The sequence below is a fragment of the Kitasatospora sp. NPDC085895 genome, assembly GCF_040702125.1.
GTDB lineage: Bacteria > Actinomycetota > Actinomycetes > Streptomycetales > Streptomycetaceae > Kitasatospora > Kitasatospora arboriphila.
In genome coordinates this window covers 22,709-44,653 of record NZ_JBFBJY010000064.1, presented here as the reverse complement: position 1 = coordinate 44,653, position 21,945 = coordinate 22,709, and the positions used below count along the sequence as shown (strand labels likewise).

Annotated in this window: 18 protein-coding genes; 8 read left to right on the top strand and 10 right to left on the bottom strand. The window is 74.1% G+C overall.

Annotated features, from left to right (window positions below; translation table 11 throughout):
* The first annotated feature begins 7 nt into the window (after window positions 1–7).
* Together AB0442_RS30630 and AB0442_RS30625 are read left to right on the top strand one after the other, a co-directional pair.
* Window positions 8–2,122, top strand: coding sequence for an FUSC family protein (locus AB0442_RS30630; protein WP_366166880.1), 2,115 nt, complete (start codon window positions 8–10; stop codon window positions 2,120–2,122).
* A gap of 11 nt (window positions 2,123–2,133) precedes the next feature.
* Window positions 2,134–2,793: a TrmH family RNA methyltransferase gene (locus AB0442_RS30625; RefSeq protein WP_366166887.1), complete on the top strand. Its 660-nt coding sequence runs from the start codon at window positions 2,134–2,136 to the stop codon at window positions 2,791–2,793.
* Between the two features lie 7 nt (window positions 2,794–2,800).
* Here the strand turns inward: AB0442_RS30625 and AB0442_RS30620 are convergent, their stop codons facing one another.
* The 5 genes from AB0442_RS30620 to AB0442_RS30600 all read right to left on the bottom strand — a co-directional run bounded on the left by AB0442_RS30620 (window position 2,801) and on the right by AB0442_RS30600 (window position 9,206).
* A complete protein-coding gene (locus tag AB0442_RS30620; RefSeq protein WP_366166886.1) occupies window positions 2,801–4,123 on the bottom strand; it encodes a peptidoglycan-binding protein in 1,323 nt (440 codons plus the stop codon).
* 126 nt (window positions 4,124–4,249) lie between these two features.
* A complete protein-coding gene (locus tag AB0442_RS30615) occupies window positions 4,250–5,137 on the bottom strand; it encodes a pyridoxamine 5'-phosphate oxidase family protein (protein WP_366166879.1) in 888 nt (295 codons plus the stop codon).
* Window positions 5,138–5,145: 8 nt separating this feature from the next.
* Complete coding sequence (locus AB0442_RS30610; RefSeq protein WP_366166878.1) at window positions 5,146–5,619, bottom strand: VOC family protein; 474 nt, start codon at window positions 5,617–5,619, stop codon at window positions 5,146–5,148.
* A 119-nt stretch (window positions 5,620–5,738) separates the two neighbouring features.
* The gene (locus AB0442_RS30605) at window positions 5,739–6,821 is read right to left on the bottom strand and encodes a hypothetical protein (RefSeq protein ID WP_366166877.1); all 1,083 of its coding nucleotides are present in this window, start codon (window positions 6,819–6,821) and stop codon (window positions 5,739–5,741) included.
* Window positions 6,822–7,058: 237 nt separating this feature from the next.
* Window positions 7,059–9,206, bottom strand: coding sequence for a protease pro-enzyme activation domain-containing protein (locus tag AB0442_RS30600; protein WP_366166876.1), 2,148 nt, complete (start codon window positions 9,204–9,206; stop codon window positions 7,059–7,061).
* A 199-nt stretch (window positions 9,207–9,405) separates the two neighbouring features.
* On the opposite strand from AB0442_RS30600, the gene AB0442_RS30595 reads away from it, so the two are divergent.
* Window positions 9,406–10,011 carry a CGNR zinc finger domain-containing protein gene (locus AB0442_RS30595; RefSeq protein WP_366166875.1) on the top strand — a complete coding sequence of 202 codons (606 nt, stop codon included), beginning with the start codon at window positions 9,406–9,408 and terminating at the stop codon, window positions 10,009–10,011.
* Here AB0442_RS30595 and AB0442_RS30590 read toward each other — a convergent pair.
* On the bottom strand, window positions 9,977–11,461 hold the full coding sequence (locus tag AB0442_RS30590) for an FAD-dependent monooxygenase (RefSeq protein ID WP_366166874.1): 1,485 nt from the start codon (window positions 11,459–11,461) through the stop codon (window positions 9,977–9,979). The two genes, AB0442_RS30595 and AB0442_RS30590, sit on opposite strands and share 35 nt — an antisense overlap.
* A 104-nt stretch (window positions 11,462–11,565) precedes the next feature.
* Between AB0442_RS30590 and AB0442_RS30585 the strand changes: the two genes are divergently transcribed.
* Window positions 11,566–12,783, top strand: a complete 1,218-nt coding sequence (locus AB0442_RS30585; RefSeq protein ID WP_366166873.1) for a dolichyl-phosphate beta-glucosyltransferase — start codon at window positions 11,566–11,568, stop codon at window positions 12,781–12,783.
* A 76-nt stretch (window positions 12,784–12,859) separates the two neighbouring features.
* On the opposite strand, the gene paaN is transcribed toward AB0442_RS30585, so the two are convergent.
* The 3 genes from paaN to AB0442_RS30570 all read right to left on the bottom strand — a co-directional run bounded on the left by paaN (window position 12,860) and on the right by AB0442_RS30570 (window position 16,620).
* Window positions 12,860–14,560 carry a phenylacetic acid degradation protein PaaN gene (gene paaN, locus AB0442_RS30580; RefSeq protein ID WP_366166872.1) on the bottom strand — a complete coding sequence of 567 codons (1,701 nt, stop codon included), beginning with the start codon at window positions 14,558–14,560 and terminating at the stop codon, window positions 12,860–12,862.
* A 101-nt stretch (window positions 14,561–14,661) separates the two neighbouring features.
* Window positions 14,662–15,966 carry a hypothetical protein gene (locus AB0442_RS30575; protein ID WP_366166871.1) on the bottom strand — a complete coding sequence of 435 codons (1,305 nt, stop codon included), beginning with the start codon at window positions 15,964–15,966 and terminating at the stop codon, window positions 14,662–14,664.
* A 147-nt stretch (window positions 15,967–16,113) separates the two neighbouring features.
* A complete protein-coding gene (locus tag AB0442_RS30570) occupies window positions 16,114–16,620 on the bottom strand; it encodes an RICIN domain-containing protein (RefSeq protein WP_366166870.1) in 507 nt (168 codons plus the stop codon).
* Between the two features lie 236 nt (window positions 16,621–16,856).
* On the opposite strand from AB0442_RS30570, the gene AB0442_RS30565 reads away from it, so the two are divergent.
* Complete coding sequence (locus AB0442_RS30565; protein WP_344623055.1) at window positions 16,857–17,441, top strand: TetR/AcrR family transcriptional regulator; 585 nt, start codon at window positions 16,857–16,859, stop codon at window positions 17,439–17,441.
* Window positions 17,442–17,629: 188 nt separating this feature from the next.
* Here AB0442_RS30565 and AB0442_RS30560 read toward each other — a convergent pair whose 3' ends face one another.
* On the bottom strand, window positions 17,630–18,094 hold the full coding sequence (locus AB0442_RS30560) for an Lrp/AsnC family transcriptional regulator (RefSeq protein ID WP_344623056.1): 465 nt from the start codon (window positions 18,092–18,094) through the stop codon (window positions 17,630–17,632).
* A 148-nt stretch (window positions 18,095–18,242) separates the two neighbouring features.
* On the opposite strand from AB0442_RS30560, the gene pdhA reads away from it, so the two are divergent.
* The 3 genes from pdhA to AB0442_RS30545 are packed head-to-tail and all read left to right on the top strand — an operon-like array spanning window position 18,243 to window position 21,717.
* Window positions 18,243–19,385 (top strand): pyruvate dehydrogenase (acetyl-transferring) E1 component subunit alpha, encoded by a 1,143-nt coding sequence (pdhA, locus tag AB0442_RS30555; RefSeq protein ID WP_366166869.1) that lies wholly within the window; start codon window positions 18,243–18,245, stop codon window positions 19,383–19,385.
* Window positions 19,385–20,380, top strand: coding sequence for an alpha-ketoacid dehydrogenase subunit beta (locus tag AB0442_RS30550; RefSeq protein WP_263104355.1), 996 nt, complete (start codon window positions 19,385–19,387; stop codon window positions 20,378–20,380). Before pdhA ends, AB0442_RS30550 begins: the two co-directional genes overlap by 1 nt.
* Window positions 20,381–20,385: 5 nt before the next feature.
* Window positions 20,386–21,717 (top strand): dihydrolipoamide acetyltransferase family protein, encoded by a 1,332-nt coding sequence (locus AB0442_RS30545; RefSeq protein WP_366166868.1) that lies wholly within the window; start codon window positions 20,386–20,388, stop codon window positions 21,715–21,717.
* Window positions 21,718–21,945 lie beyond the last annotated feature (228 nt).

Below are 21,945 nucleotides of genomic sequence, written 5' to 3'. Positions count from 1 at the left end.
GCCCGACATGCCCTGGTCTGTCGCACTCCGGGAGACTGCGAAGGCCGGACTCCTCCCGGCCCGCGAACTCTCCGACCCGCGACGGGCCGTGCGCGGCGCACTCGCCGTCGGCCTGGTGCTGTTCCCGGTGCTGGCGGTCGCCGGCACCGGCCCGGCCACCTCGGCCGCGATGGGCGGATTCATCGCCGGCACCGCGACCTTCCAGCGGACCTTCCGCCCGCGCGCCTCGATCGCCGTCGGCGCAGGCCTCGGCCTCGGCATCAGCACCTTCCTCGGCTACGCCGCCGTCGGCGTGCCCGGCGCCTTCCCGGTGCTGCTCGCCGTCTGGGCGTTCGGCGCCGGGATGATCTGGGCGGTCGGCCCGACCGGCGGTACGGTCGCCGCCACCACGATCTCCGTGATGCTGGTCGTCGTCCAACTGCCCGTCAGCCTGGCCGGCGCGCTCGGCCACGGCCTGCTCTGCGCTCTCGGCGGCGCCGTCCAGGCGCTGGTCACGCTGCTCTGGCCGGTCGACCGCTGGCGCGGCCACCGCGACGCCCTCGCCGACGCCTACGCCGAACTCGGCCACTACGCACGCCGACTGCGCCACGACCCGGTCGCCGTCCTCGACCCCGAGCCGTTCATGACCGCCCGGCGGGCCGGCGCCCTGACGGGTTGGCAGGCCCGGCACCGGCCGCCCGAGATGCGCGGTCTGCGGGCCGTCGCCGAGCACATCCGGCCCGCCCTCGCCGCCCTCGCCGACCCGGCGGTCGGCGCCCCCGCCGAGGGCCCCGGACGCGACCTCGCCCGCGAGGTCCTCGCCGCCGCGGCCGAACTCCTGGACGCCGTCGCCACCGCCGTGCGGGCCGGCGAGGCCGTCCGGCCGCCGACGAGCACCCCCGCGCTGACCCTCGCCGAGGCCGCCCAGGGCCCGGAGCTGACCGGCGCCGCCCGCCGGGCCGCCAAACGGCTCGCCACCCAGCTCTCCCGGGCCGTCGGTGCCCTCGACCGGCAGGACCGCACCGTCGTGCGGACGACCGGCCCGCAACTGCGCCGACCGTCGCTGCTGAAGATCGTGCCGGTCGCCCTCCAGGCCGTCCGCCGCCAGCTGCAGCCGCGCTCCGCGGTCTTCCAGCACGCCGTGCGGATGTCGGCCGTGGTCACCCTCTCCTACCTGGCCGCCCGGCCGACAGGGCTGCACCACAGCTACTGGGCGCCGCTGACCGCCGCCATGGTGATGCGGCCCGACTTCGCACAGACCTTCAGCCGCGGCGTGGCCCGGCTGGCCGGGACGGTCGTCGGCGTGGCCGTCACCACCGCCGTCGTGCAGCTGCTGGACCCGGGCGCGTACCTCTCCGCCGCCCTCGCCGTGGTCTGCATCGCGGGCGCCTACCTGACCATCCGCACCGGTTACGCCTTCACCACCGCCTGCGTCTCCTCCTACGTGGTGTTCCTGCTCGGCCTGCAGGCCGGGAACCCGCTGGAGACCGCCCTGGAGCGGGTGCTGCTGACCCTGCTCGGCGGCGCCACCGCGCTCGGCGCCTACGCGCTCTTCCCGACCTGGCAGACCGCGCGGCTCGCGGAGCGGCTCGCCGAGTGGCTCGCCGCGGCCGGCCGCTACGGGGCGGCCGTGCTCCAGGCGTACGGCGATCCGGAGGGCCGCGACGACCGCGGGGTGCGGGACGCGCTGCTCGACTCCCGGGAGGCCCGCGCCGAGCTGATGGAGGCGCTCGAACGGGCCGACGCCGAGCCGGTCAAGCACGGCGACCGGCTGCCCGAGCTGAGCCGCAAGCAGCTCGACCGGGCCCGCACCGCGGTCGGACTCCTCGCCCGCAGCGCCGTCCTGATGGAGGCGCACGTGCCGCACCGGGACAGCCCGCCCGTCGCCGGCGCGGCCGAGTTCGCCGAGGAGCTCCAGTACGCCACCGCGATCGCCGCGGCCGGGGTGCTGATCGGCGAGCCGGTCGACTTCTCCGGGCTGCGCGAGGCCTACGCCCGCTGGGACGGGTACCCGGTCGGGGACGCCGTGCCCGGTCACGAGGACCGCGCGGTGGTCGCCCGGGCCGGCGCCAAGCTGATGCTGCAGGCGCTCGGCGACCTGGAACGGGCCGTCCGGCCGCGCCGCGTACCCTCGGGGGCGTGAGCGAGACCGGAGTGCCCCACGAGGGCGAGCAGTACGACGACGCCTTCGTGCCCGACGACCGGGAGATCGGCGTCGGCCCGCACCCCGGGCCGTGGCCCGAGGGCGACCACTGGGACCGCGGGCTGCTGGCCGACGGCGACCGCCGCAACGTGGTGGACCGCTACCGGTACTGGACCCGCGAGGCGATCGTCGCCGACCTCGACACCCGGCGGCACGGCTTCCACGTGGCCGTGGAGAACTGGCAGCACGACTTCAACATCGGCTCGGTGGTGCGCACCGCCAACGCCTTCCTGGCCGGGCAGGTGCACATCGTCGGTCGGCGCCGCTGGAACCGGCGCGGCGCCATGGTGACCGACCGCTACCAGCACGTCCGCCACCACGACTCGGTCGCCTCGCTGGCCGCCTTCGCGGCCGCCGAGGGACTGCCGGTGATCGGCATCGACAACCTGCCCGGCGCCGTCCCGCTGGAGACCTACGAGCTGCCGGAGCGCTGCGTGCTGCTCTTCGGGCAGGAGGGCCCCGGGCTGACCCCGGAGGCGTGGGAGCACTCCGCCGCGGTCTGCTCGATCGCCCAGTTCGGCTCCACCCGGTCGATCAACGCCGGGGCGGCCGCCGCCATCGCCATGCACGCCTGGGTGAGGGTGCACGGCGCGGGCGTCGGCCGCCCCTGAGCGCGGCTCAGCCGAACAGCAGCCGCCAGGTGTGCGGACCGGGGTAGCCGTCCGCCTCGGTGCCCGTCCAGCCCTGCGCCAGCTGGAACGCCTCGACGTTGCGCCGGTCGCCCTCCGTCCACTCGGGGCCCGGGCCGACGGTGTAGAACCCGCCGTAGCCCCTGCGGACCAGCTGCTCGCCGAGCAGCTGCACGGCGGCGTTCACCCGGCCCGGACCGAAGGCGTCCGTCCCGGGGAAGGCCTGCGCCGGCGCACCCGGGACCCTCGGCACCGGGGGCACGGTCGGCACCGTCGGGACGCCGGGAACGCCGGGGACGGTGGGCACCGGCGGCGGCACCGGCTGCGGGGCCTGTGGCGGGACGTCCCGACCGCGGCCGGCCACCAGCAGCGCCCAGGTTTCCTTGCCCGGGACGCCGTCCGCCTCGGTGCCCGTCCAGCCCTGCGCCTGCTGGAACGCCTGGGTCGCCCTGCGGTCCGCCTCGCTCCAGGTGGCGTCCGCGCCCTCGGTGTAGAACCGCCCGGCACCGCGCTGCACCAGCATCTCGCCCAGCCGCTTCACGTACTGGTTGGTCTGGCCGATGCCGAACCACACCGACCCGGGGAAGGCCTCCCCGTCCGCCGCGGCGGCGACGCCCCGGTAGCGGTACGGCAGGTAGGAGCTCGAGTGGCTCCAGTAGGCGTACGGGGTGCTGCGTTTGATCGTGTTCGGGCTGGTCTGCTCGTACGCCGTGTAGCGGGTGTGCGAGGAGTCCGTCCAGCCGCCGAAGAGGACGGCGTGCGAGCCGCCCTGCGGGTTGGCGGAGTCGTTGTAGATCAGCGCGTCGCCGGGCTCCAGGTCGTCCTTGGCGATCCGGTCGGCGAAGTTCGGCAGTGTCCAGGTGGTCTGGCTGCTGCCCAGGCCCCAGGCCATCGAGATGAAGCCGGAGCAGTCCTGGCGGTAGCCGTCCGACCAGTACCGGCTCATCGCGTACGGCACCTTCCTGTCCACCCACACCTGGGCGCGGGCGAGGATCTCCTCGCGGGTGGTGGCGCGGAGCAGGGCGCGGGGCTGCTCGCCCTCGCCGCCGTAGGGGCCGGCGACCTCGCCCTGGGGGGAGGTCGGGGTCGGGGCGGGGGTGTCCGCGGCGGCGGCCCGCGGGACGGCGGCTATGGCGCTGGTGGCGCCGCCGAGGACGGTGCCGACCGCGGCGACCAGCACGGCGGCTCGGCGGGCTCCCCGGGTGGCCGGCCCGGCGGCGGGGGTGCGGGCGGCGTGCAGCCGCGCGAGGCTTCGGGCGCCGCAGCCGGGGCAGCCGCAGCCGCCGTCCGGCTCGACCTCGGTGAACTCCATCAGCACGGTGGGTCCCTTTCTCCGGATTCAGGAAGGGGATGTGTTCCACCGTCAGCCGACGGAATATCACCTGATAGGTAACAAAATATGACAAATCTGTGAAGCGGAGGGGGCGCCGACGGCCGGTCAGCGGACCGGGCGGGAGACCGGGTGGGGGAGCGCCGGGGAGAACTCGGGGGCCGTCCAGGTGAGCGGTACGGCATGGGTCAGGTCGACCGTGCGGAGGACGGTGTAGTCGACGACCGGGGCGGACGGGTCGGACCAGTCGACCTCGGCACGGCCGGTGAGCAGCAGGGCGTCGCCGGTGTCCCAGTCGGGCAGCAGCAGGCCGGCCGCCGGGTCGAGCTCCAGGTTCCCGAGGCTCATGAACATGCTGTTGCCCGCGTACTCCGCCCAGCGCAGTCGGTTCGGCCCCAGCACCTCGACGAAGCCGGGGAAGCCGCCGCGGTGCGAGGCGTCCACCCGGCCGTCCGGGCCGGCGGTGGCCAGGAAGAAGGTGTCGGCGGCGGCGACGGCGAGCTGCCGGGGCAGCGTCAGCCGGTCGCCCGCGGTGGCGACGGGCTCGGCGGCCGGCAGCTCGCGCGGGCTGCGCCGCTGGATGTACTTGGGGCAGTTGGCGTACACCTGCTCGGCGCTGATCCGCAGGCCGTCCGGGCCGTCCGGCTCGGAGCGGCCGTTGAGCCGCATCCGGCGCCGCCCGGCCGCGTCCAGCGCGATGGTGCCGACCTCCGCCGGCCCGGCCAGCACCTCGGCGAGCGGGTCGCCGGGGGCCGGCCGGGCGGCCACCAGCACGGCGCGGTCGCCGTCGGCGCGGACGAAGCCGGGCGGACCGGCGAGCTGGGTGGCCCAGATCCGCCCGGCAGGGTCGGCGGCGCCGACCACGATCGTCCGCCGCTCGGTGAGGAAGCGGGCTGCGACCGGCGGGATCGTGCGCCCGATCGACCGGCCGGTGTGCTCGGCCCGCTCCTGCTGCCCGGTGCGCCGCTGGACGGCGCGCTCGCCCGCGTGCCACATCCCGACTCCTAGAAGAATCCGCAGGTGGGGGCGGTGGTGTCGGGCGCGGTGGCCCCGGTCCCGGCCACCCCGGCGGGGGTGAAGATCTCCAGCCGGATGCCGTCCGGGTCGGTGAAGAAGACACCGCCCGAGTCGGCGCCCTCGCGGTGCGGGACGACCCCCTCGTGGGCGAAGTCGGCGCCGAGCTCCTTGAGGACGGCCTCGGCGGCCCGGACCTCCTCGACCGAGTCCACCCGGAAGGAGAGGTGGTGCAGCCCGGGGGCGCCGGGGGCGAAGCTGCCGGTGCTCTGCTCCCAGAGGGTGAGCACCAGGGTGCCGTCGCGGCCGAGCAGGGCGTGGCGGCGGCCGGGCTCGTCGCTCGCGGCGGCCACGTCGAGGCCGAGCAGGCGCCGGTAGAAGGCGACCGAGCGGGTCAGGTCGGTGACGTTCAGCCCGACGTGGCCGGTCTGCAGGGTGCGTGGGGCAAGGGCGGCGGTGGACACGACGCATCACTCCCGGAAGAGGGGACGGCCCGGTCGTCTAACCGGTACTTCGGGACAGTACGGGTTAGAAGATCGGGACGCAAACCGGTATGTGGTCGTGTAATGGTTAGATAATCCGGCTACTCCCACTGCCAGCGGATGCCGACCTGGCCCGGGGGCTGGTCCGGGGCCAGCACGTGGGCGCTGGCCGAGGCGCCGATCCACAGCTGCTCGCGCTTGCGGTCGACCTCGGCGGCCGGCTCGCGCTCGAAGCGCTCGCAGTGCGCGGGGACGGCCGCCGGGTCGAAGTGCACCTGCAGCACGTACTCGCGGACCGGCACGGCGAAGAAGCGGCCGTAGTCGCTGGTCGGGCCGGTGTCCGGGATGTCCACCTCGTACTCGAAGACGGTGGAGTCGCCGAGCGCCAGCGGACGGTCCAGCAGCAGCTCGGCGACGAGCAGGCCGCTCTCCGGACGGCGCCGGACCCGGCCGAGCCGGGCGTGCCGGACGGAGGTGATCTCGGGGCAGCCCACGGCGCCCTCGTCCGCCTTGTGCACCACCACGCAGCGGGCCACCCCGCCGACGGTGGCCCGCACCACCTGGCGCATCCTCAGCAGGTGGCCGCGGCGGTTGGCGTCGACGAAGTACGCGTCGTGGATGGAGAGGCGCTCCAGGTCCCCGGTGGGCGGGGCGTCCAGCTCCTCGAAGACCTCGGCGATCTCCTGCTCGCCCGGCCAGACCTGTTCCACCCGCAGGGCGTCGTGGGTGGTCGGGGCGATCCAGCGGCCGCGCGGGCGGGGCGGCCCGAGCAGCGAGGAGAGGGTGCCGCGGCGCAGCGCCAGCAGCTCCTCCAACAGGTGGACGGCGCGCAGCGAGGCCGCTCGTTCGGGCTGGCTGCGGCCGCGCCGCCAGTAACTGAGGGTGGTGACGCTGATCCTGACGCCCTGGTGGGCGAGGGCGGCGCGGATCCGGTCGAGGCTGAGCCCGCTGGCCTCGATCGCCGCGTTCAGCACCTCGGCGAAGCCGAGCGCACCGGCGGCGGGCGCCTGCGGCGCGGGCTGGGGCGGGACCTGGGCCGGTGCGGGGGGCTGCCCGGGCGTGCGGGCGGGCGGGGGCGCCGCGGCCCGGTCGCCGTTCGGCCGCGGCCGGCCGTACGCCGGCCCCGCGTCGCGCTCACCGACCAGCCTGAGCCGACCCGCGTGCTGCGGCTGCTGAGAACTCATCCGGATACCTCCCCCACCAGGCGAGTTCGGCGGCGTCGGCCCAGCGTTCCGTGATCGGGCTGCCACACCGAGCTGGGGGCACACCCTACGCACCGTCGAGAGGTTACGTCATCAACTCGGACATATGACAGTGGTCACGACAAGAAAGTCCCAGTTCACGGCGGATAGAAACACAGTCGCAACAGTGCGGCCGGCGCGGACCGGGAGAGGTCCGCGCCGGCCGGGGCGAGGGGGGTGTCAGGAGACGGTGAGCGCGGTGTCGTCCACGACGAAGCTGGTCTGCAGCGAGGAGTCCTCGGTGCCGGTGAACTTCAGCGTCACGGTCTGCCCGGCGAAGGCCGACAGGTCGAAGGACTTCTGCACGTAGCCGCTCGCGGCGTTCGCGTTCGAGTAGGTGGCCAGGGTGGTCGAGCCGGCCGCGACGGTCAGCTTGTCGTAGGCGGTGCTGCCGGTCTCGGCGGTGTCCACGTGCAGCCAGAAGGTGAAGGTCGCCTTGCAGCCGGCCGGGATCGACACGGTCTGCGAGACCGAGTCGGTGTGGGCGGAGCCGTAGCCGTCCATCCACGCCTTCCAGGAGCCGCCGTGCGCGGCCTCGGAGGCGCTGTTGTCGACGACGCCGGAGGAGGCCGTCCACGGCGCGGCGGTGCCGGTCTCGAAGCCGGCGTTGCCGAGCAGCTGGGCGGAGGTGCAGCCGCCGGTGGGCGGCGGGGTGGTGCCGCCGAGCAGGGCGGTGGTCAGCGAGTCGGCGACCGGGGTGCCCCAGCCGGTGACCTGGTCGTAGCCGGTCTTGGTGGAGAAGTCCTGGTTCTTGCCGGTGGTGACGTCGTGCAGCACGGTGCCGTAGCTGCTGGAGTTGGCCAGCGAGTAGAGCTTCGGGTTGGCCTCGCCGAGCACGGCCTGGCCGGCAGCCTTGGCCTTCTGGTTGAACAGCGCGGTGTAGCCGGACCACAGCGGGGCCGCGGCGGAGGTGCCGCCGTAGACCTGCCAGCCGCCCGTGGTGTAGATCGCGAAGCCGCTCGCCGGGTCGGCGTTGGAGGCGATGTCCGGCACGGTGCGCATGGTGCCGGTGACGCCGGTGCCGGTCTGCCAGCTCGGCTTGGCGAACTGGGTGGAGACGCCGCCGCCCGCGGTGCTCCAGGCGCTCTCCGAGGAGTACGCGTTGCCGCTCACCTTGAGGTTGGTGCCGCCGACGCCGGTGTTGTACGGGCTGGACGCCGGGAAGTCGACCGCCTTCACGGTGGAGCCGCTGGTCGAGCGGGTGCAGTCGCGGGAGCCGTCGTCGCCGGAGGCCGAGAAGATCGAGATGCCCTGGGCGGCGGCCTGCTTGAAGGAGTTGTTCACCGCGGTCATCGAGGACGCGGTGGTGTCCGGCTCGCAGGAGCCCCAGGAGATCGAGATGACCGAGACCCGGTTCTCCGAGACGATCTGGGCGGCCATGTCGATCTCGCCCTGGTCGCTGTTGGGGGCCTCGTAGACCAGCTGGGTGGCCTTCGGGGCGACGCCGCGGACGATCTCGCTGTCCAGCTCGACCTCGCCCTGGCCGTCGCCCGGCTTGGCGTCGTAGTTGGCGCCGTCCACCGAGACGGTGGAGACCGCCGGGCCGGTCAGGCCGTACTGGCTGTCGTAGGTGCGCAGGTTGGTGGAGCTGTAGCCGTCGAACTCCCAGAGGGCGACGGTCGTACCGGTGCCGTCCGCGCCGACCTTGTCGAGCCGGTAGGCGCCGTCGTACTGCGCCGGACCGAAGCCGCTCGGCGTCGCGTGGGGGGCGACCGCCTTCGGCTTGACGGCGCGTGAGGTGCGCACGGTGTGGTTGTCGAGGCCGGAGACGCCCTCGACCGTGCCGGCCAGCTCGGCCGGCACGCTGGCCGCCGCGTCGTTGGCGAAGAAGGTGCGCCCGCCCTGCTGCGGGTCGCTGTACGAGCTCTCGTGGGTGCCGAAGGCCTTCGCGACCTGCGCCGCGGTGCCTCGGACGTTCACCACCTGGCGGTTGGCGCTCACCGAGTCGACCGTCAGGCCCTGGCCGGTGAGGTAGGCGCGGACCTTCGCCACGTCCGCCTCGGTCGGGCCGTACAGCGCGGTGAACTGTGCCGGCGTCAGGTAGCGGCCGTACTCCGGGGTGCCGGGCGTGCTGACCGCCTTCAGGAAGCGGTCGAGGTCGGCGGTGTTGCGCAGCTTCAGGTTCACCGAGACGGACATCGTCCGGTCGGCGGGCAGGTCGCCCTGCTTCTGCGAGCGGGCCACCGCCGGGGTCACGGTGTTCGGCAGGGCCACCCGGGAGGCGGCCTGCGGGGTCGGCGCGGCCTGGGCGGTGGAGACGCCCAGCGAAACCACGGTCAGGGGCAGGACGGCTATGGCCGCGGAAAGAGCGAGCGAGCGGGGTCGCACGGGGTCCTCCGGAAGGTGTGGGGCGTTCCGGGTTCGAAAACGCTTGCACGAAGTTCCCAGAAAGCACCCAGGAATGGGCCCATGCGGCAGCAATCGCTTGCTAAAAAACAGTCAAGTGTGGAATTCGGATCCATCAACAGAATGGATGTGAATTCATACAGTGAATGGCGTCCGGCGGTGCCGCACTACACTCGGCGGCATGGCTGACCCCCGCGACCCGCGACCGCTGATCGGCGAACCGCTCGCCCTCGATCTGCTGAACACCCGCTGGCGCGGCGCCGGGCAGCAGGACCTCCTGGCCGACCTCGACGGCTACCGCATCTGGCTCTCCTCGGCCGGCCTCGCCGACCGCTGCCCCGCCGACGAGGCCTCGCTGACCGCGGTGAAGGCCGCCCGCGGCGCCCTCGACCTGCTCGTGGCCGACCCCGGCTCGGCCGAGGGCGCCGCCGCACTGAACGCCGTCCTCGCGCACGGCAGGCTCCGGCACAGCCTCGGCCCGGACGGCCCCGCCGAGGCCGCCGAGGCCGACCCGCCGCAGCAGCTCGCCGCCTGGCTCGCCGCCGACGACTACCTCTCGCTGCTGCGCCGGGGCGCGCACCGCATCAAGCAGTGCGCACACCCGGCGTGCATTCTGCACTTCTTCGACACATCGCAGAACGGGCGCCGGCGGTGGTGCTCGATGGCGCTCTGCGGGAACCGCTCGAAAGCCGCCCGCCATTACGAGCGGACGGCCGGCGGGCGCACGGGCGCACCGTGGGACGCCCCCGGCCCTACGGCTGGGCGGGACGGCCGAGCAGCGCGGTGAGGGCGGTGCGGACCTCGGTGCGGGTGGGGTCGACCGCGGCCCAGGCCGCGTAGCCGTCCGGGCGGACCAGCAGGACGGTGTCGCGCAGCTTGCCGTGCGGGTCGGCGGGGGCCGCCGTCACCACCCGGCCGGCCCACTGGTCGGCGTACGGCTGCTCGTCGTTGGAGACCAGCACCGCGCGGCCGCCGCGCAGCGCCTCGTACAGCCGCGGCGCACCCCCGGGCTCGTCCACCGCCAGCCGCAGGTCGGGGATGCGCCGGCCGACCAGCGGGTGCGCCTCCCCGGCCGGCGGGTACGCCACCGCGAGGCCGGAGACCGCCCGCGCGCCGAACCGGGTGAGCGGGCCGAGCCGGTCCGCCGCCGCGGTCAGCACCCCGCCCGCCACCCGGGCCGGCAGGGACTGCGCCAGCGCCACCCGGATCAGCGCGCCCGAGCTGCGCAGCACGGCCTTCCCGACCGGGTGGCGCTCGCTCTGGTAGGTGTCGAGCAGGGCGTCCGGCGCCCAGCCCTGCACCGCGCCGGCGAGCTTCCAGCCCAGGTTGGCGGCGTCCTGGAGGCCGGTGTTCATGCCCTGCCCGCCGGCCGGCGAGTGGCAGTGCGCCGCGTCGCCGGCGAGGAAGACCCGGCCGGAGCGGTAGGTCGGCACCTGCCGCTCGTCGCTGTGGAAGCGGGAGGACCAGCGGATGTCGTGGAGTCCGTGGTCGGTGCCCAGCACCGCGCGCAGCAGCCCGGTGAGTTCGGCCGGGTCCACCGGGGCGGCGTCCGGCAGGCCGCGGTGCCGGTCCCAGGCGATCACCCGGTACCAGCCGTCGCCGAACGGCGCGACGAAGGCGAAGCCCGCCTCGTTGGCGCCGACCGTGAGGACCTCCTCCGGCGCCTTCTCCAGCCGGGCGTCCGCGAGCATCACCGAGTCCACCACCGAGGTGCCCGGGAAGGGCAGACCCAGCAGGTCGCGGACGGTGCTGTGCACGCCGTCCGTGCCGACCGCGTAGGCGGCCCGGTACGAGGCGGTGCCGCCGTCCTCGCGGACGTCCAGGCGCACCCCGGCGGCGTCCTGCCGCAGCCCCACCACCTCGGCGCCCCGGCGGATCACCGCGCCGGCCTTCAGCGCCCGCTCCTGCAGCAGCCGCTCGGTGTTCGACTGCGGGGTGATCAGCACGAAGGGGAAGCGGGTCGGCAGGTCGCCGAGCTCCACCCGGACCCTGCCGAACAGCCGCAGCGAGGACAGCGGTGTCCCGGTCGCGATCAGGTCGTCGGCCAGCCCTCTGGCGTCCAACTGCTCCAGGGTCCGGGCGTGCACCGCGAACGCCCGGGTCAGGTTGGACTCGGCGCCGCGCTTCTCCAGCACCGTCACCCGGACCCCCGCCGCCGCCAGGTCGCCGGCCAGCAGCAGGCCGGTGGGGCCTGCGCCGACGACCACGACATCGGAGTCGAGCTGCCTGTCAGCCATGTGTCATCTCCCGTTGGTGGTACGGCGAGCGGGCTGCGCGGTTCTCAGTCCGCTCTCACCCTCCCATCATCCCGGGCCCATCAGCCGCTGTGAGCCTCTTTGGCATGACAGAGCCCGCAACGATCCCGGCCGACACCGCTCCGGGCGGTGGCACGGTACGGACGAGCCTGGTCGAGGTGGTCGTCCCGGTCTACAACGAGGAGCACACCCTGGAGCGGTGTGTCCGGCGGCTGCACGCCTACCTCTCCGGGACCTTCCCCTACCCCTACCGGATCACCGTCGCCGACAACGCCTCCACCGACGGCACCTGGCAGGTCGCGACCGCCCTCGCCGAGGAGGTCCCCCGGGTCACCGCCGTCCACCTGGACCTCAAGGGCCGCGGCCGCGCACTGCGGCAGGTCTGGGGCGACAGCGACGCCGACGTCGTCGCCTACATGGACGTCGACCTCTCCACCGGCCTGGAGGCCTTCCTGCCGCTGGTGGCGCCGTTGCTCTCCGGCCACAGCGACCTCGCCATCGGCAGCCGGCTGCACCGCGGCTCGGCGGTCGTGCGCGGGCCCAAGCGGGAGTTCATCTCCCGCACCTACAACCTGCTGCTGCGGGCGACCATGGCGGCCAAGTTCTCCGACGCCCAGTGCGGCTTCAAGGCGGGCCGCACCGCGGTGGTGAAGCAGCTGCTGGGCGAGGTCGAGGACAACGCCTGGTTCTTCGACACCGAGCTGCTGCTGCTCGCCGAGCGGTCCGGGATGCGGATCCACGAGGTCCCGGTGGACTGGGTGGACGACCCGGACAGCCGGGTGGACATCGTCCGCACCGCCCTCGACGACCTCCGGGGCATGGCCAGGGTCGCCCGCCGCTCGCTGTCCGGCGCCGGCGTGGTGCAGCCGCCCGAGCGGCCCGGGCAGGACCGGCTGCCGCCGGGCCTCGGCTGGCAGCTCGCGAGCTTCGCCGTGGTCGGCACGGTGTCCACGCTCGCCTACGTGCTGCTCTACCTGGGGATGCGTCAGCTGGTGCCGGCGCTGGCCGCCAACTTCCTGGCGCTGGCCGTCACCGCGGTGTTCAACACCGCCGCGAACCGCCGCTTCACCTTCGGGGTGACGGGCCGGCGGGACGCGCTCAAGCACCAGATCGAGGGCGGGATCGCCTTCGTCATCGGGCTGGTGCTCAGCAGCGGGGCGATCGCCCTGCTCGGGGCGGCCGCCCCGGCCGCCGGGCACTCCGCCGAGCTGGCCGCCCTGGTCGCCGCCAACGCGCTGGCCACCCTGGTGCGCTTCGTGCTGCTGCGGGTCTGGGTGTTCAACCCGCGGCGGGCCCGCCGGTGAGGCGGCGGGCCGGGGAAGACCGGCGGCCCGCCCCCGCGGTGCGGGAGCGGGCCGCCGGACCGTGCCGGACGCCGGATCAGCTGTGCCGGCGGACCTCCACCGTGCGGAACCGGCCGGCGACGAACGCGCCGTCGCAGTAGGCCGAGTTGGCGGCCGGGTTGGCACCCGTGCCGTGCAGGTCGGAGAAGGCGGCGGTCTGGTTGACGTAGACCCCGCCGGTGAGGTTCAGCGAGAGCGAGACGCCGGAGTCCAGGCAGGCCTGGACCAGGGCCTGCTCCACCTCGGGGGAGGTGGTGTAGGCGCCGACGGTCATCGCGCCCTGCTCGCGGACGCTGCGGCGCAGCAGCTCGATGCCGGCCGCGGTGTTCTCCACCGCGACGGTGAAGGAGATCGGGCCGAACTGCTCGTCCAGGAAGGCCGCCCGGTCGTCCGGCTTGTCGGCGTCGGCCTTGACCAGGGCGGGCGTGCGGATGGTCGCGCCGGGGAACTCGGCGGAGGACACCGGCCGCGGGGCGAGCGCGAGTTCGCCGAACTCGCCGCCGGCGGCCTGGGCGGTGCGCTGCAGCACGCCCGGGTTGACCACCGCGCCGAGGATGGCGGCCGCGCGGGCGTCGTCCGAGAGCAGCCCGTCGACGGCGGCGGCCAGGTCGGCGACCACCTCGTCGTAGGACTTGTCGCCCTGGTCGGTGGCGATGCCGGTGCGCGGGATCAGCAGGTTCTGCGGGGTGGTGCACATCTGGCCGCTGTACAGGGACAGCGAGAACGCCAGGTTGTTCAGCATGCCGCGGTAGTCGTCGGTGGAGTCGACCAGCACGGTGTTGACGCCGGCCTTCTCGGTGTAGACGAGGGCCTGGCGGGCGTTGTCCTCCAGCCAGTCGCCGAAGGAGGTCGAACCGGTGTAGTCGATGACCTTGACCTCGGGGCGGACGGCCAGCACCTGCGCGGCGGTGCCGCCCTCGTGCTCGGCGGCCAGGCACACCAGGTTCGGGTCGAAGCCGGCCTCGGCGAGCACCTCGCGGGAGATCCGGACGGTCAGCGCCAGCGGCAGCACCGCCCGCGGGTGCGGCTTGACCAGCACGGCGTTGCCGGTGGCCAGCGAGGCGAACAGGCCGGGGAAGCCGTTCCAGGTCGGGAAGGTGTTGCAGCCGATCAGCAGCGCGGTGCCGCGCGGCACCACGGTGAACTCCTTGACCATCTGCAGCGGCTCGCGCTTGCCCTGCGGCTTCGTCCAGCCGGCGCTCTGCGGCAGCCGGGTCTGCTCGGCGTAGGCGTACGCGACGGCCTCCAGGCCGCGGTCCTGGGCGTGCGGGCCGCCGGCCTGGAAGGCCATGCCGAAGGCCTGGCCGGTGGTGTGCATCACCGCGTGCGCGAACTCGTGCGAGCGGGCGTTGATCCGGGCCAGGATCTCCAGGCAGACCGCCGCGCGGGCCGCCGGGCCGGCCGCCGCCCACGCCGGGCGGGCCGCCTCCAGCGCCTCGATCAGCGCGCCGGGCTCGGTGTGCGGGTAGCTGACGCCGAGCTCGATGCCGTACGGGGAGGTCTCGCCGCCGACCAGGTCGCCGTCGGTGGGCTGGCCCTCGACCGCGAACACGTTGCCGAGCAGGGCGTCGAAGGCCGCCTTGCCGTCCTCGGCGCCGGTCTCGCCGTACGCCTTGGGGAACTCGGGGTAGGGCGACCAGTAGTCGCGCTCGGCCATCGCGGTGAGCGCGCGGTCGAGGGTGTCCTGGTGGCGTTCGATCAGGTCGGCGACCTTGAGGTCGGGGGTCGCAGCAGCCATGGTGCGCTCCTCACAGGGGCGGGCGGGACACCCCAAAGAGTAACCGAACGATCGGTCGGGACAAGAGGGCGCGGCCGCCCGCCGCCCGGCCGCCTCCGCGGTTATGGAATGCCCAGCTCGAAGATCACGTAGCCGGCGTACCAGCCGGACGCGACGCCGGCCACGCCCAGCACCACCGCCAGCGACGGCAGGCTGAGCCGCCGCAGCCCGAGCGCCACCGGGATCGCCAGCGGGAACACCGGCAGCACGAAGCGGGAGAGCGTGCCGAACATCTGCTGGCTGCCCAGGGCCAGCACCAGCGTCCCCAGCGTGTAGACCACCAGCACCAGCGGCGGCCGCCGGGACAGGAACGGCACCAGCAGGCAGGGCAGCGCGAACAGCACCAGGACGGCGACCAGGTCCTCGGTCGGGTACGGGAAGAGGTAGGCGGTCTCGCCGACCAGGATGTTGGAGACGGCCGTGCTCGTGTACGAGCCCCAGTCGAAGAAGTGCAGCCAGCCGTAGCGCTGCAGGGTGAGGTAGCCGTCCAGGTGCCCCATCCGCCAGCCCACCCAGCCGATGTAGCCGAAGAAGCTCAGCGGGGGCAGCAGGATCGCCGTCAGCGGCCCGGCCACGCCCTCCTCCCGGCGCCGGAACAGCGCGACGGCCGCGGAGAGCGCGACACCGGCGATCAGCGTCATCGAGGTCGGCCGGCTCAGCCCCGCGACGAAGGCCACCAGCGCGGCCTGCGACCACTGCCGGGTGATCGTGAAGTAGCAGGCCCACGAGGCCAGCGCCACGAACAGCGACTCCGTGTACACCGCCCACTCGACGCCCGCCCCGGGGAAGGCGCCCCAGACCGCCGCGGCGATCACGCCGGCCCGCCTGCCGCCGAGGTGCGCCGCCACCGCGTGGATGCCGGCCGCGGCCACGAAGGAGGAGACCACCGAGACGAGCATGCCCGCGCCGTACAGCCCGAGGCCGGTGCCGTCCGACACCAGCCGGACGAGGCCCGGGTACAGCGGGAAGAACGCCGAGGAGTCCTGGTGGACGGGGAAGAACCCGCCCGGGTCCGGTATCAGCTTGGGGTCGTAGCCGATCTCCGCGATCTGCCGGTACCACCAGCCGTCCCAGGAGCCGACCACGTCCCACGGGTGCGCGCCGCCGCCGAACCGCGGCGACTGCTCGCGGAACTTGCCGGACGACTCCAGCAGCATCATGAAGACGGCGAAACCGATCAGCTTGACCGCGCCGAACAGCCCGAGCGCCGGTCCGAAGCGCGCCGCCGCCGAGCCGAACGCGCCGCGCAGCGGCTGCGGGGGCCGCCGGTCGCCGCGGTCCTCCGCACCCGCCGGCACCGGACCGGCGCCCACCGGGTCGGCGGCGGGCCGCTGACGCGGCACCGCGGTGTCAGGTATCGCGCTCATGGACGTCGGTCCTCCGTCGCCGGTCACCCCGCCGCATGCGGGTGGCGCGGCGGAGTCTACCGCCCGCCCCCGAGCGCTCCGAAGGCCCGCGGCCGGCCGGTCGGGGCACCCTCGCGGGCACGCCCCGGGCCGGCCGCGGGCGGGGCGTCAGGAGTACCAGACCTGGTCGGGATTGCCGTTGCAGTCCCACTGCACGGCGACGGTGCCGTTCGCGGTGTCGCCGCCGTAGATGCCCAGGCACTTGCCGGAGTTGCGGTTGATCAGGTGGGCGGCGCCGTTGCCGACCGAGTCGATGTACCACTGCTGGTCGGGGTTGCCGTTGCAGTCCCACTGGACCGCCACGGCGCCGTTCTTCTGGTCCATCCCGTAGACGCCGAGGCACTTGCCGGAATTCGCGTTGGTGATGGTGTAGTAGCCGCCGCCGACGCCGGAGTAGCTCCAGCGCTGGTCGGCATTGCCGTTGCAGTCCCACTGGACGGCGTCCGTGCCGTTCTCGGTCGACATCCCGTAGACGCCGAGGCACTTGCCCGAGCTGGCGGGGTGCAGCTGGCCGCTGACCAGTGCGGACGCGGTGGGGGCGGTCGCCATGGCGGCACCGCCGGCGAGCACCAGACCGGCCGAGAGGGTGGCGGCGCGCCGCATCCAGTTCGTCATGGAAGAGCCTTTCCGGTGATGGGTTGAAAGAAATGCTGAAGGACCCGTTCCGGATATTCCGGTTCGTCTACGTCCCCCCGAGAAATGGACCTTATGCGGCCCTGCGGGGGCGGAACACCGGAATTCAGGCCAGCCTGCCGGCCGTTTGGGTAGGCGCCCGTCCGGCGGTCCCGTCGGCCGCCGTCGCCGCCACCCCGCGCGGAGGCGGCACCCGGACGCCGGGGATACTCGTGCCCATGGCCGAGAACACCCCCCGTACCGCCTACACCGTCGAATCGCTGCTCGCCGTGACGGTCCGGGTCTTCAACGAGCGCGGGTACGACGGCACCTCGATGGAGGACCTCTCCCGGGCCGCCGGGATCTCCAAGTCCTCGATCTACCACCACGTCCGCGGCAAGGAGGAACTGCTGCGGCTGGCCGTCGGGCGCGCGCTGGACGCCCTCTTCGGCATCCTGGAGGAGCCCGCCGCCGAGACCGGCAAGCCGGTGGACCGGCTGGAGCACGTGGTGCGCCGCACCACCGAGGTGCTCCTCTCCGAACTCCCCTACGTGACCCTGCTGCTGCGGGTCCGCGGCAACACCGCCACCGAGCAGTGGGCGCTGGAGCGCCGCCGCGACTTCGACCACCGGGTCGCCGAACTGCTCAGGGCCGCGGTCGCCGCCGGCGAACTGCGGTCGGACGTCGAGCCCCGGCTGGCCACCCGGCTGCTCTTCGGCATGATCAACTCCATCGTGGAGTGGTACCGGCCCGGCACCCGCGGGGCGGACGGCGTCGCCGACGCCGTCGCCCACCTCGCCTTCGACGGCCTCCGCGCGCGGTAGGGCGGGCGATCCGGGGCGGGCCACCCAGGGGCGCGGGGAACTGTGCAATCCGGATGGGGCTCACCGTACGGGTCGGGGGCCGGCCGCAACTGTTGCGATCACCGGCCCCGGCCTGCGCAGTTCTCCCCGGCCTTCGGCCGGGAGGTGCCCCCACGCGTCCCTGAGCGGCTGCCCCGGTGGTGCCCGGTTCAGGCGTCCGGGGGGACTTGGTCGCTCTCCTCGAAGACCAGCATGGTCTGGGTGCCCAGGACGTCCGGGATCGCCTGGATGCGGTTGAGCACCAGCTCCCGCAGGGCCCGGTTGTCGGCGGTGTGCACCAGCATCAGCACGTCGTACTCGCCGCCGACCAGCGCGATGTGCGCGACCCCGGGCAGCCCCAGCAACTGTTCGCGGATCGTCCGCCAGGAGTTCTGGACGATCTTCAGCGTGATGTAGGCGGACGCGCCCTGCCCGGACTTCTCGTGGTCCACCCGCGCGGTGAAGCCGCGGATGACGCCCTCCTCGACCATCCTGGAGATCCGGGCGTAGGCGTTGGCCCGGGAGACGTGCACCCGCTCGGCCACCGAGCGGATCGAAGCGCGGCCGTCCTGCTGCAGCAGCCGCAGGATCGCACGGTCGACACGGTCGAGCCTGGACGTCTGTTCAGCCGACATGGCCCCCCACCCTCCCTGATTGGACGTGCTGCCTCCAGTCGACCGCCGATCGGGCCGATTGTCCACCACCCTGTCGCACATCTGGTCAAGATGAACAGACGACCGAACAATCGGTAGGGAGCCCCCACCACTCCGGAGGTGCCCCGAGATGACCGTTCTCGACCACCGACACCAGACAGCCGCCGTACCCGGCTGGCTGCCCGGTGCCACCGCCCCGCGGACCGACCCCGCCCCGCTGCTGCCGGACGACTCCCCCTTCCGTGTCCTGGGCACCCCGGCACTGGAGAAGACCGACCCGGCCCTGCTGCGCGAGCTGTACCGGCGCCTGGTCGTCGGCCGCCGCTACAACCAGCAGGCCACCACCCTCACCAAGCAGGGCCGCCTCGCCGTCTACCCGGCCACCACCGGCCAGGAGGCCTGTGAGGTCGCGGCCGCGATGGCGCTGCGCGAGCAGGACTGGCTGTTCCCCAGCTACCGCGACACCCTCGCCGTGGTCGCCCGCGGCGTGGACCCGCTGGAGGCCCTCACCCTGCTGCGCGGCAACGCCCACACCGGCTACGACCCGCGCGCCACCCGCACCGCCCCGCTCTCCACCCCGCTCGCCACCCAGGCCCCGCACGCGGTGGGCCTCGCCCACGCGGCCCGGCTGGCCGGCGACCCGGTCGTCGCGCTGGCCATGCTCGGCGACGGCGGCACCAGCGAGGGCGACTTCCACGAGGCGCTGAACTTCGCCGCGGTGCTGAACGCCCCGGTCGTGTTCCTCGTCCAGAACAACGGCTACGCGATCTCCGTCCCGCTCACCCAGCAGTCCGCCGCCCCGACCCTGGCCCACAAGGCGGTCGGCTACGGCATGCCGGGCCGACTGGTCGACGGCAACGACGCCCCCGCCGTGCACGCCGTCCTCACCGAGGCGTTCGAGCGGGCCCGGGGCGGCGGCGGCCCGACCCTCGTCGAGGCGCTCACCTACCGCGTCGAGGCGCACACCAACGCCGACGACGCCACCCGCTACCGGACGGACGACGAGGTCGCCGCCTGGCGCGAGCACGACCCGATCCTGCTGATGGAACGCCACCTGCGTCCGCTCGGCCTCCTCGACGACACCCTCGTCCAGGAGGCCGCCGACGAGGCCGAGGCGCTGGCCGCCCGGATGCGCGCCGAGTTCCACGAGGACCCGCAGCTCGACCCGATGTCGCTCTTCGCCCACGTCTACGCCGAGCCCACGCCGCAGCTGCGCGAGCAGGCCGCCCAGCTCGCCGCCGAACTGGCCGCCGAGGCCGAGGTGCACCACTGATGACGACAGTTGTCTCCGCCCGCACCAGCACCATGGCGCAGGCGCTCAACGCGGCCCTGCGCGACGCCATGCAGGCCGACCCGACCGTGCACGTCATGGGCGAGGACGTCGGCAGGCTCGGCGGCGTCTTCCGGATCACCGACGGCCTGACCGCCGAGTTCGGCCCGGACCGCTGCCTGGACACCCCGCTCGCCGAGGCCGGCATCCTCGGCACCGCGGTCGGCATGGCCATGTACGGCCTGCGCCCGGTCGTGGAGATGCAGTTCGACGCCTTCGCCTACCCGGCGCTGGAGCAGCTGTTCTCGCACGTCGCCAAGATGCGCAACCGCACCGCAGGCAAGCTGCCGCTGCCGATCACCGTCCGCGTCCCCTACGGCGGCGGCATCGGCGGCGTCGAGCACCACAGCGACTCCTCCGAGGCGTACTACGTCCAGACCCCCGGTCTGCACGTGGTCACCCCGGCCACCGTCCACGACGCCTACGGCCTGCTCCGCGAGGCCATCGCCTCCGACGACCCGGTCGTCTTCCTGGAGCCCAAGCGGCTCTACTGGGGCAAGTCAGAGTGGGACCCGGCGGCGCCCGTCGAGCCGATCGGCAAGGCCGTGCTGCGCCGCACCGGCCGCTCCGCCGTGCTGATCACCTACGGTCCCTCGCTGCCGGTCTGCCTGGAGGCCGCGGAGGCCGCCAAGGCCGAGGGCTGGGACCTCGCGGTGCTCGACCTGCGTTCGCTCGTCCCCTTCGACGAGGAGACCGCCTGCGAGGTCGTCCGGTCGGTCGGCCGCGCCGTCGTCGTCCACGAGGCCACCGGCTTCGCCGGCCCGGGCGCGGAGATCGCCGCCCGGCTCACCGAGAAGTGCTTCCACCACCTGGCCGCCCCCGTGCTGCGGGTCAGCGGCTTCGACATCCCCTACCCGGCGCCGATGCTGGAGCACCACCACCTGCCCGGGGTGGACCGGATCCTGGACGCGGTCGCCCGGCTGCAGTGGGAGGAGTGACTGTGATGCCCGTCGTCCGCGAGTTCACCCTGCCCGACCTCGGCGAGGGTCTCACCGGGGCCGAGGTCGTGCGGTGGATGGTCGAGGTCGGTGAGGTCATCGCCGTCGACCAGCCGGTGGTCGAGGTGGAGACCGCCAAGGCCGTGGTGGAGGTGCCCTGCCCGTACGGCGGCGTGGTCACCGCCCTGTTCGGCGAGGTCGGCGAGGAGGTGCCGGTCGGCGCCCCGCTGGTGACCGTCGCGGTCTCCGGCAGCGGCGGCACCGGTGCGGCGGACTCCGCCGCGGCGCCCGCGGGCGGCCCCGGCGAGCCGGTGGAGCGCCCGCTGGTCGGCTACGGCGTCGCCGAGTCGCGCGGCAGCCGCCGGGCCCGGGTCCGGGCCGCCGCGTCCGCGGCCGTCCAGGCGCCCGCTCCCGTCCCGGTGGCCGTTCCGGCCGCCCCGGCACCGGTCGCGGCGGCCGTCCCGGCCGTGGTGCCGGTGATCTCGCCGCTGGTGCGCCGGATGGCCCGGGACCACGGCATCGACCTGGCCGCCCTGGCCGGCAGCGGTCCGAACGGGCTCATCATGCGTGCGGACGTCCAGCGTGCGGTGGACACCGCCGCGGCCGCGCCCGCCGCGGCCGTGCCGGCCGCGGCACCGGCCGACCGGGACGCCGAGGTGATCCCGCTGCGCGGTCTGCGGCGCACCATCGCCGAGAAGCTCGGCCGCAGCCACCGGGAGATCCCGGCCGCCACCTGCTGGGTGGACGTCGACGCCACCGAACTGATGGCACTGCGCGCCCAGTTGAACCGTGCCCCCGGCCCCAAGGTCAGCGTGCTGGCGCTGCTCGCCCGGATCTGCACGGCCGCGCTGGAGCGCTTCCCCGAGTTGAACTCCAGCGTCTCGCCGGACGGTTCGCAGATCCTCCGGCACCGGGTGGTGCACCTCGGCTTCGCCGCGCAGAGCGACCGCGGTCTGGTCGTCCCGGTGGTCCGCGACGCCCACCTGCTCGGCACCGAGAAGCTCACCGCCGAGCTCGCCCGGCTCACCGAGTCGGCCCGGGCCGGTTCGCTCACCCCGGCCGAACTCACCGGCGGCACCTTCACCCTGAACAACTACGGGGTCTTCGGGGTGGACGGCTCCACGCCGATCCTCAACCATCCGGAGGCGGCGATGCTCGGCGTCGGCCGGATCACGCCGAAGCCGTGGGTGCACGAGGGCGAGCTCGCCGTCCGGCAGGTCACCCAGCTGTCGTTCACCTTCGACCACCGGGTCTGCGACGGCGGTACGGCCGGCGGCTTCCTGCGCTTCGTCGCGGACTGCGTCGAGCAGCCGGGACTGCTGCTGCGCACGCTGTAGCCGTTCGCCGTCCGTCGGCGCATCGCCTCCGACCCGCACCGGGCCGGGCTCCTGTCGGGGCCCGGCCCGTCGGCGTTCCCGGCGCGCGGATGCAGGAGGGCGCTCGACGTCCCGCGGGCGCCCGGTCACGGGCGCCCGGGCGCGCACCGGGGGACGGGGGGCGCGAGTTGCGCGAGACTAGCGCGTCCCGCGGTCGTGTGTCCGGGGTTCCGTTGATTCGTGGGACGA

What these genes read in the sequence shown, in the direction of transcription:
- AB0442_RS30630 (WP_366166880.1), top strand. Translation starts at nt 8, where the DNA reads ATGCCCTGGTCTGTCGCACTCCGGGAGACTGCGAAGGCCGGACTCCTC.
- AB0442_RS30620 (WP_366166886.1), bottom strand. Translation starts at nt 4,123, where the DNA reads ATGGAGTTCACCGAGGTCGAGCCGGACGGCGGCTGCGGCTGCCCCGGC.
- AB0442_RS30615 (WP_366166879.1), bottom strand. Translation starts at nt 5,137, where the DNA reads ATGTGGCACGCGGGCGAGCGCGCCGTCCAGCGGCGCACCGGGCAGCAG.
- AB0442_RS30605 (WP_366166877.1), bottom strand. Translation starts at nt 6,821, where the DNA reads ATGAGTTCTCAGCAGCCGCAGCACGCGGGTCGGCTCAGGCTGGTCGGT.
- AB0442_RS30595 (WP_366166875.1), top strand. Translation starts at nt 9,406, where the DNA reads ATGGCTGACCCCCGCGACCCGCGACCGCTGATCGGCGAACCGCTCGCC.
- AB0442_RS30590 (WP_366166874.1), bottom strand. Translation starts at nt 11,461, where the DNA reads ATGGCTGACAGGCAGCTCGACTCCGATGTCGTGGTCGTCGGCGCAGGC.
- AB0442_RS30585 (WP_366166873.1), top strand. Translation starts at nt 11,566, where the DNA reads ATGACAGAGCCCGCAACGATCCCGGCCGACACCGCTCCGGGCGGTGGC.
- paaN (WP_366166872.1), bottom strand. Translation starts at nt 14,560, where the DNA reads ATGGCTGCTGCGACCCCCGACCTCAAGGTCGCCGACCTGATCGAACGC.
- AB0442_RS30575 (WP_366166871.1), bottom strand. Translation starts at nt 15,966, where the DNA reads ATGAGCGCGATACCTGACACCGCGGTGCCGCGTCAGCGGCCCGCCGCC.
- AB0442_RS30570 (WP_366166870.1), bottom strand. Translation starts at nt 16,620, where the DNA reads ATGACGAACTGGATGCGGCGCGCCGCCACCCTCTCGGCCGGTCTGGTG.
- AB0442_RS30565 (WP_344623055.1), top strand. Translation starts at nt 16,857, where the DNA reads ATGGCCGAGAACACCCCCCGTACCGCCTACACCGTCGAATCGCTGCTC.
- AB0442_RS30560 (WP_344623056.1), bottom strand. Translation starts at nt 18,094, where the DNA reads ATGTCGGCTGAACAGACGTCCAGGCTCGACCGTGTCGACCGTGCGATC.
- pdhA (WP_366166869.1), top strand. Translation starts at nt 18,243, where the DNA reads ATGACCGTTCTCGACCACCGACACCAGACAGCCGCCGTACCCGGCTGG.
- AB0442_RS30550 (WP_263104355.1), top strand. Translation starts at nt 19,385, where the DNA reads ATGACGACAGTTGTCTCCGCCCGCACCAGCACCATGGCGCAGGCGCTC.
- AB0442_RS30545 (WP_366166868.1), top strand. Translation starts at nt 20,386, where the DNA reads ATGCCCGTCGTCCGCGAGTTCACCCTGCCCGACCTCGGCGAGGGTCTC.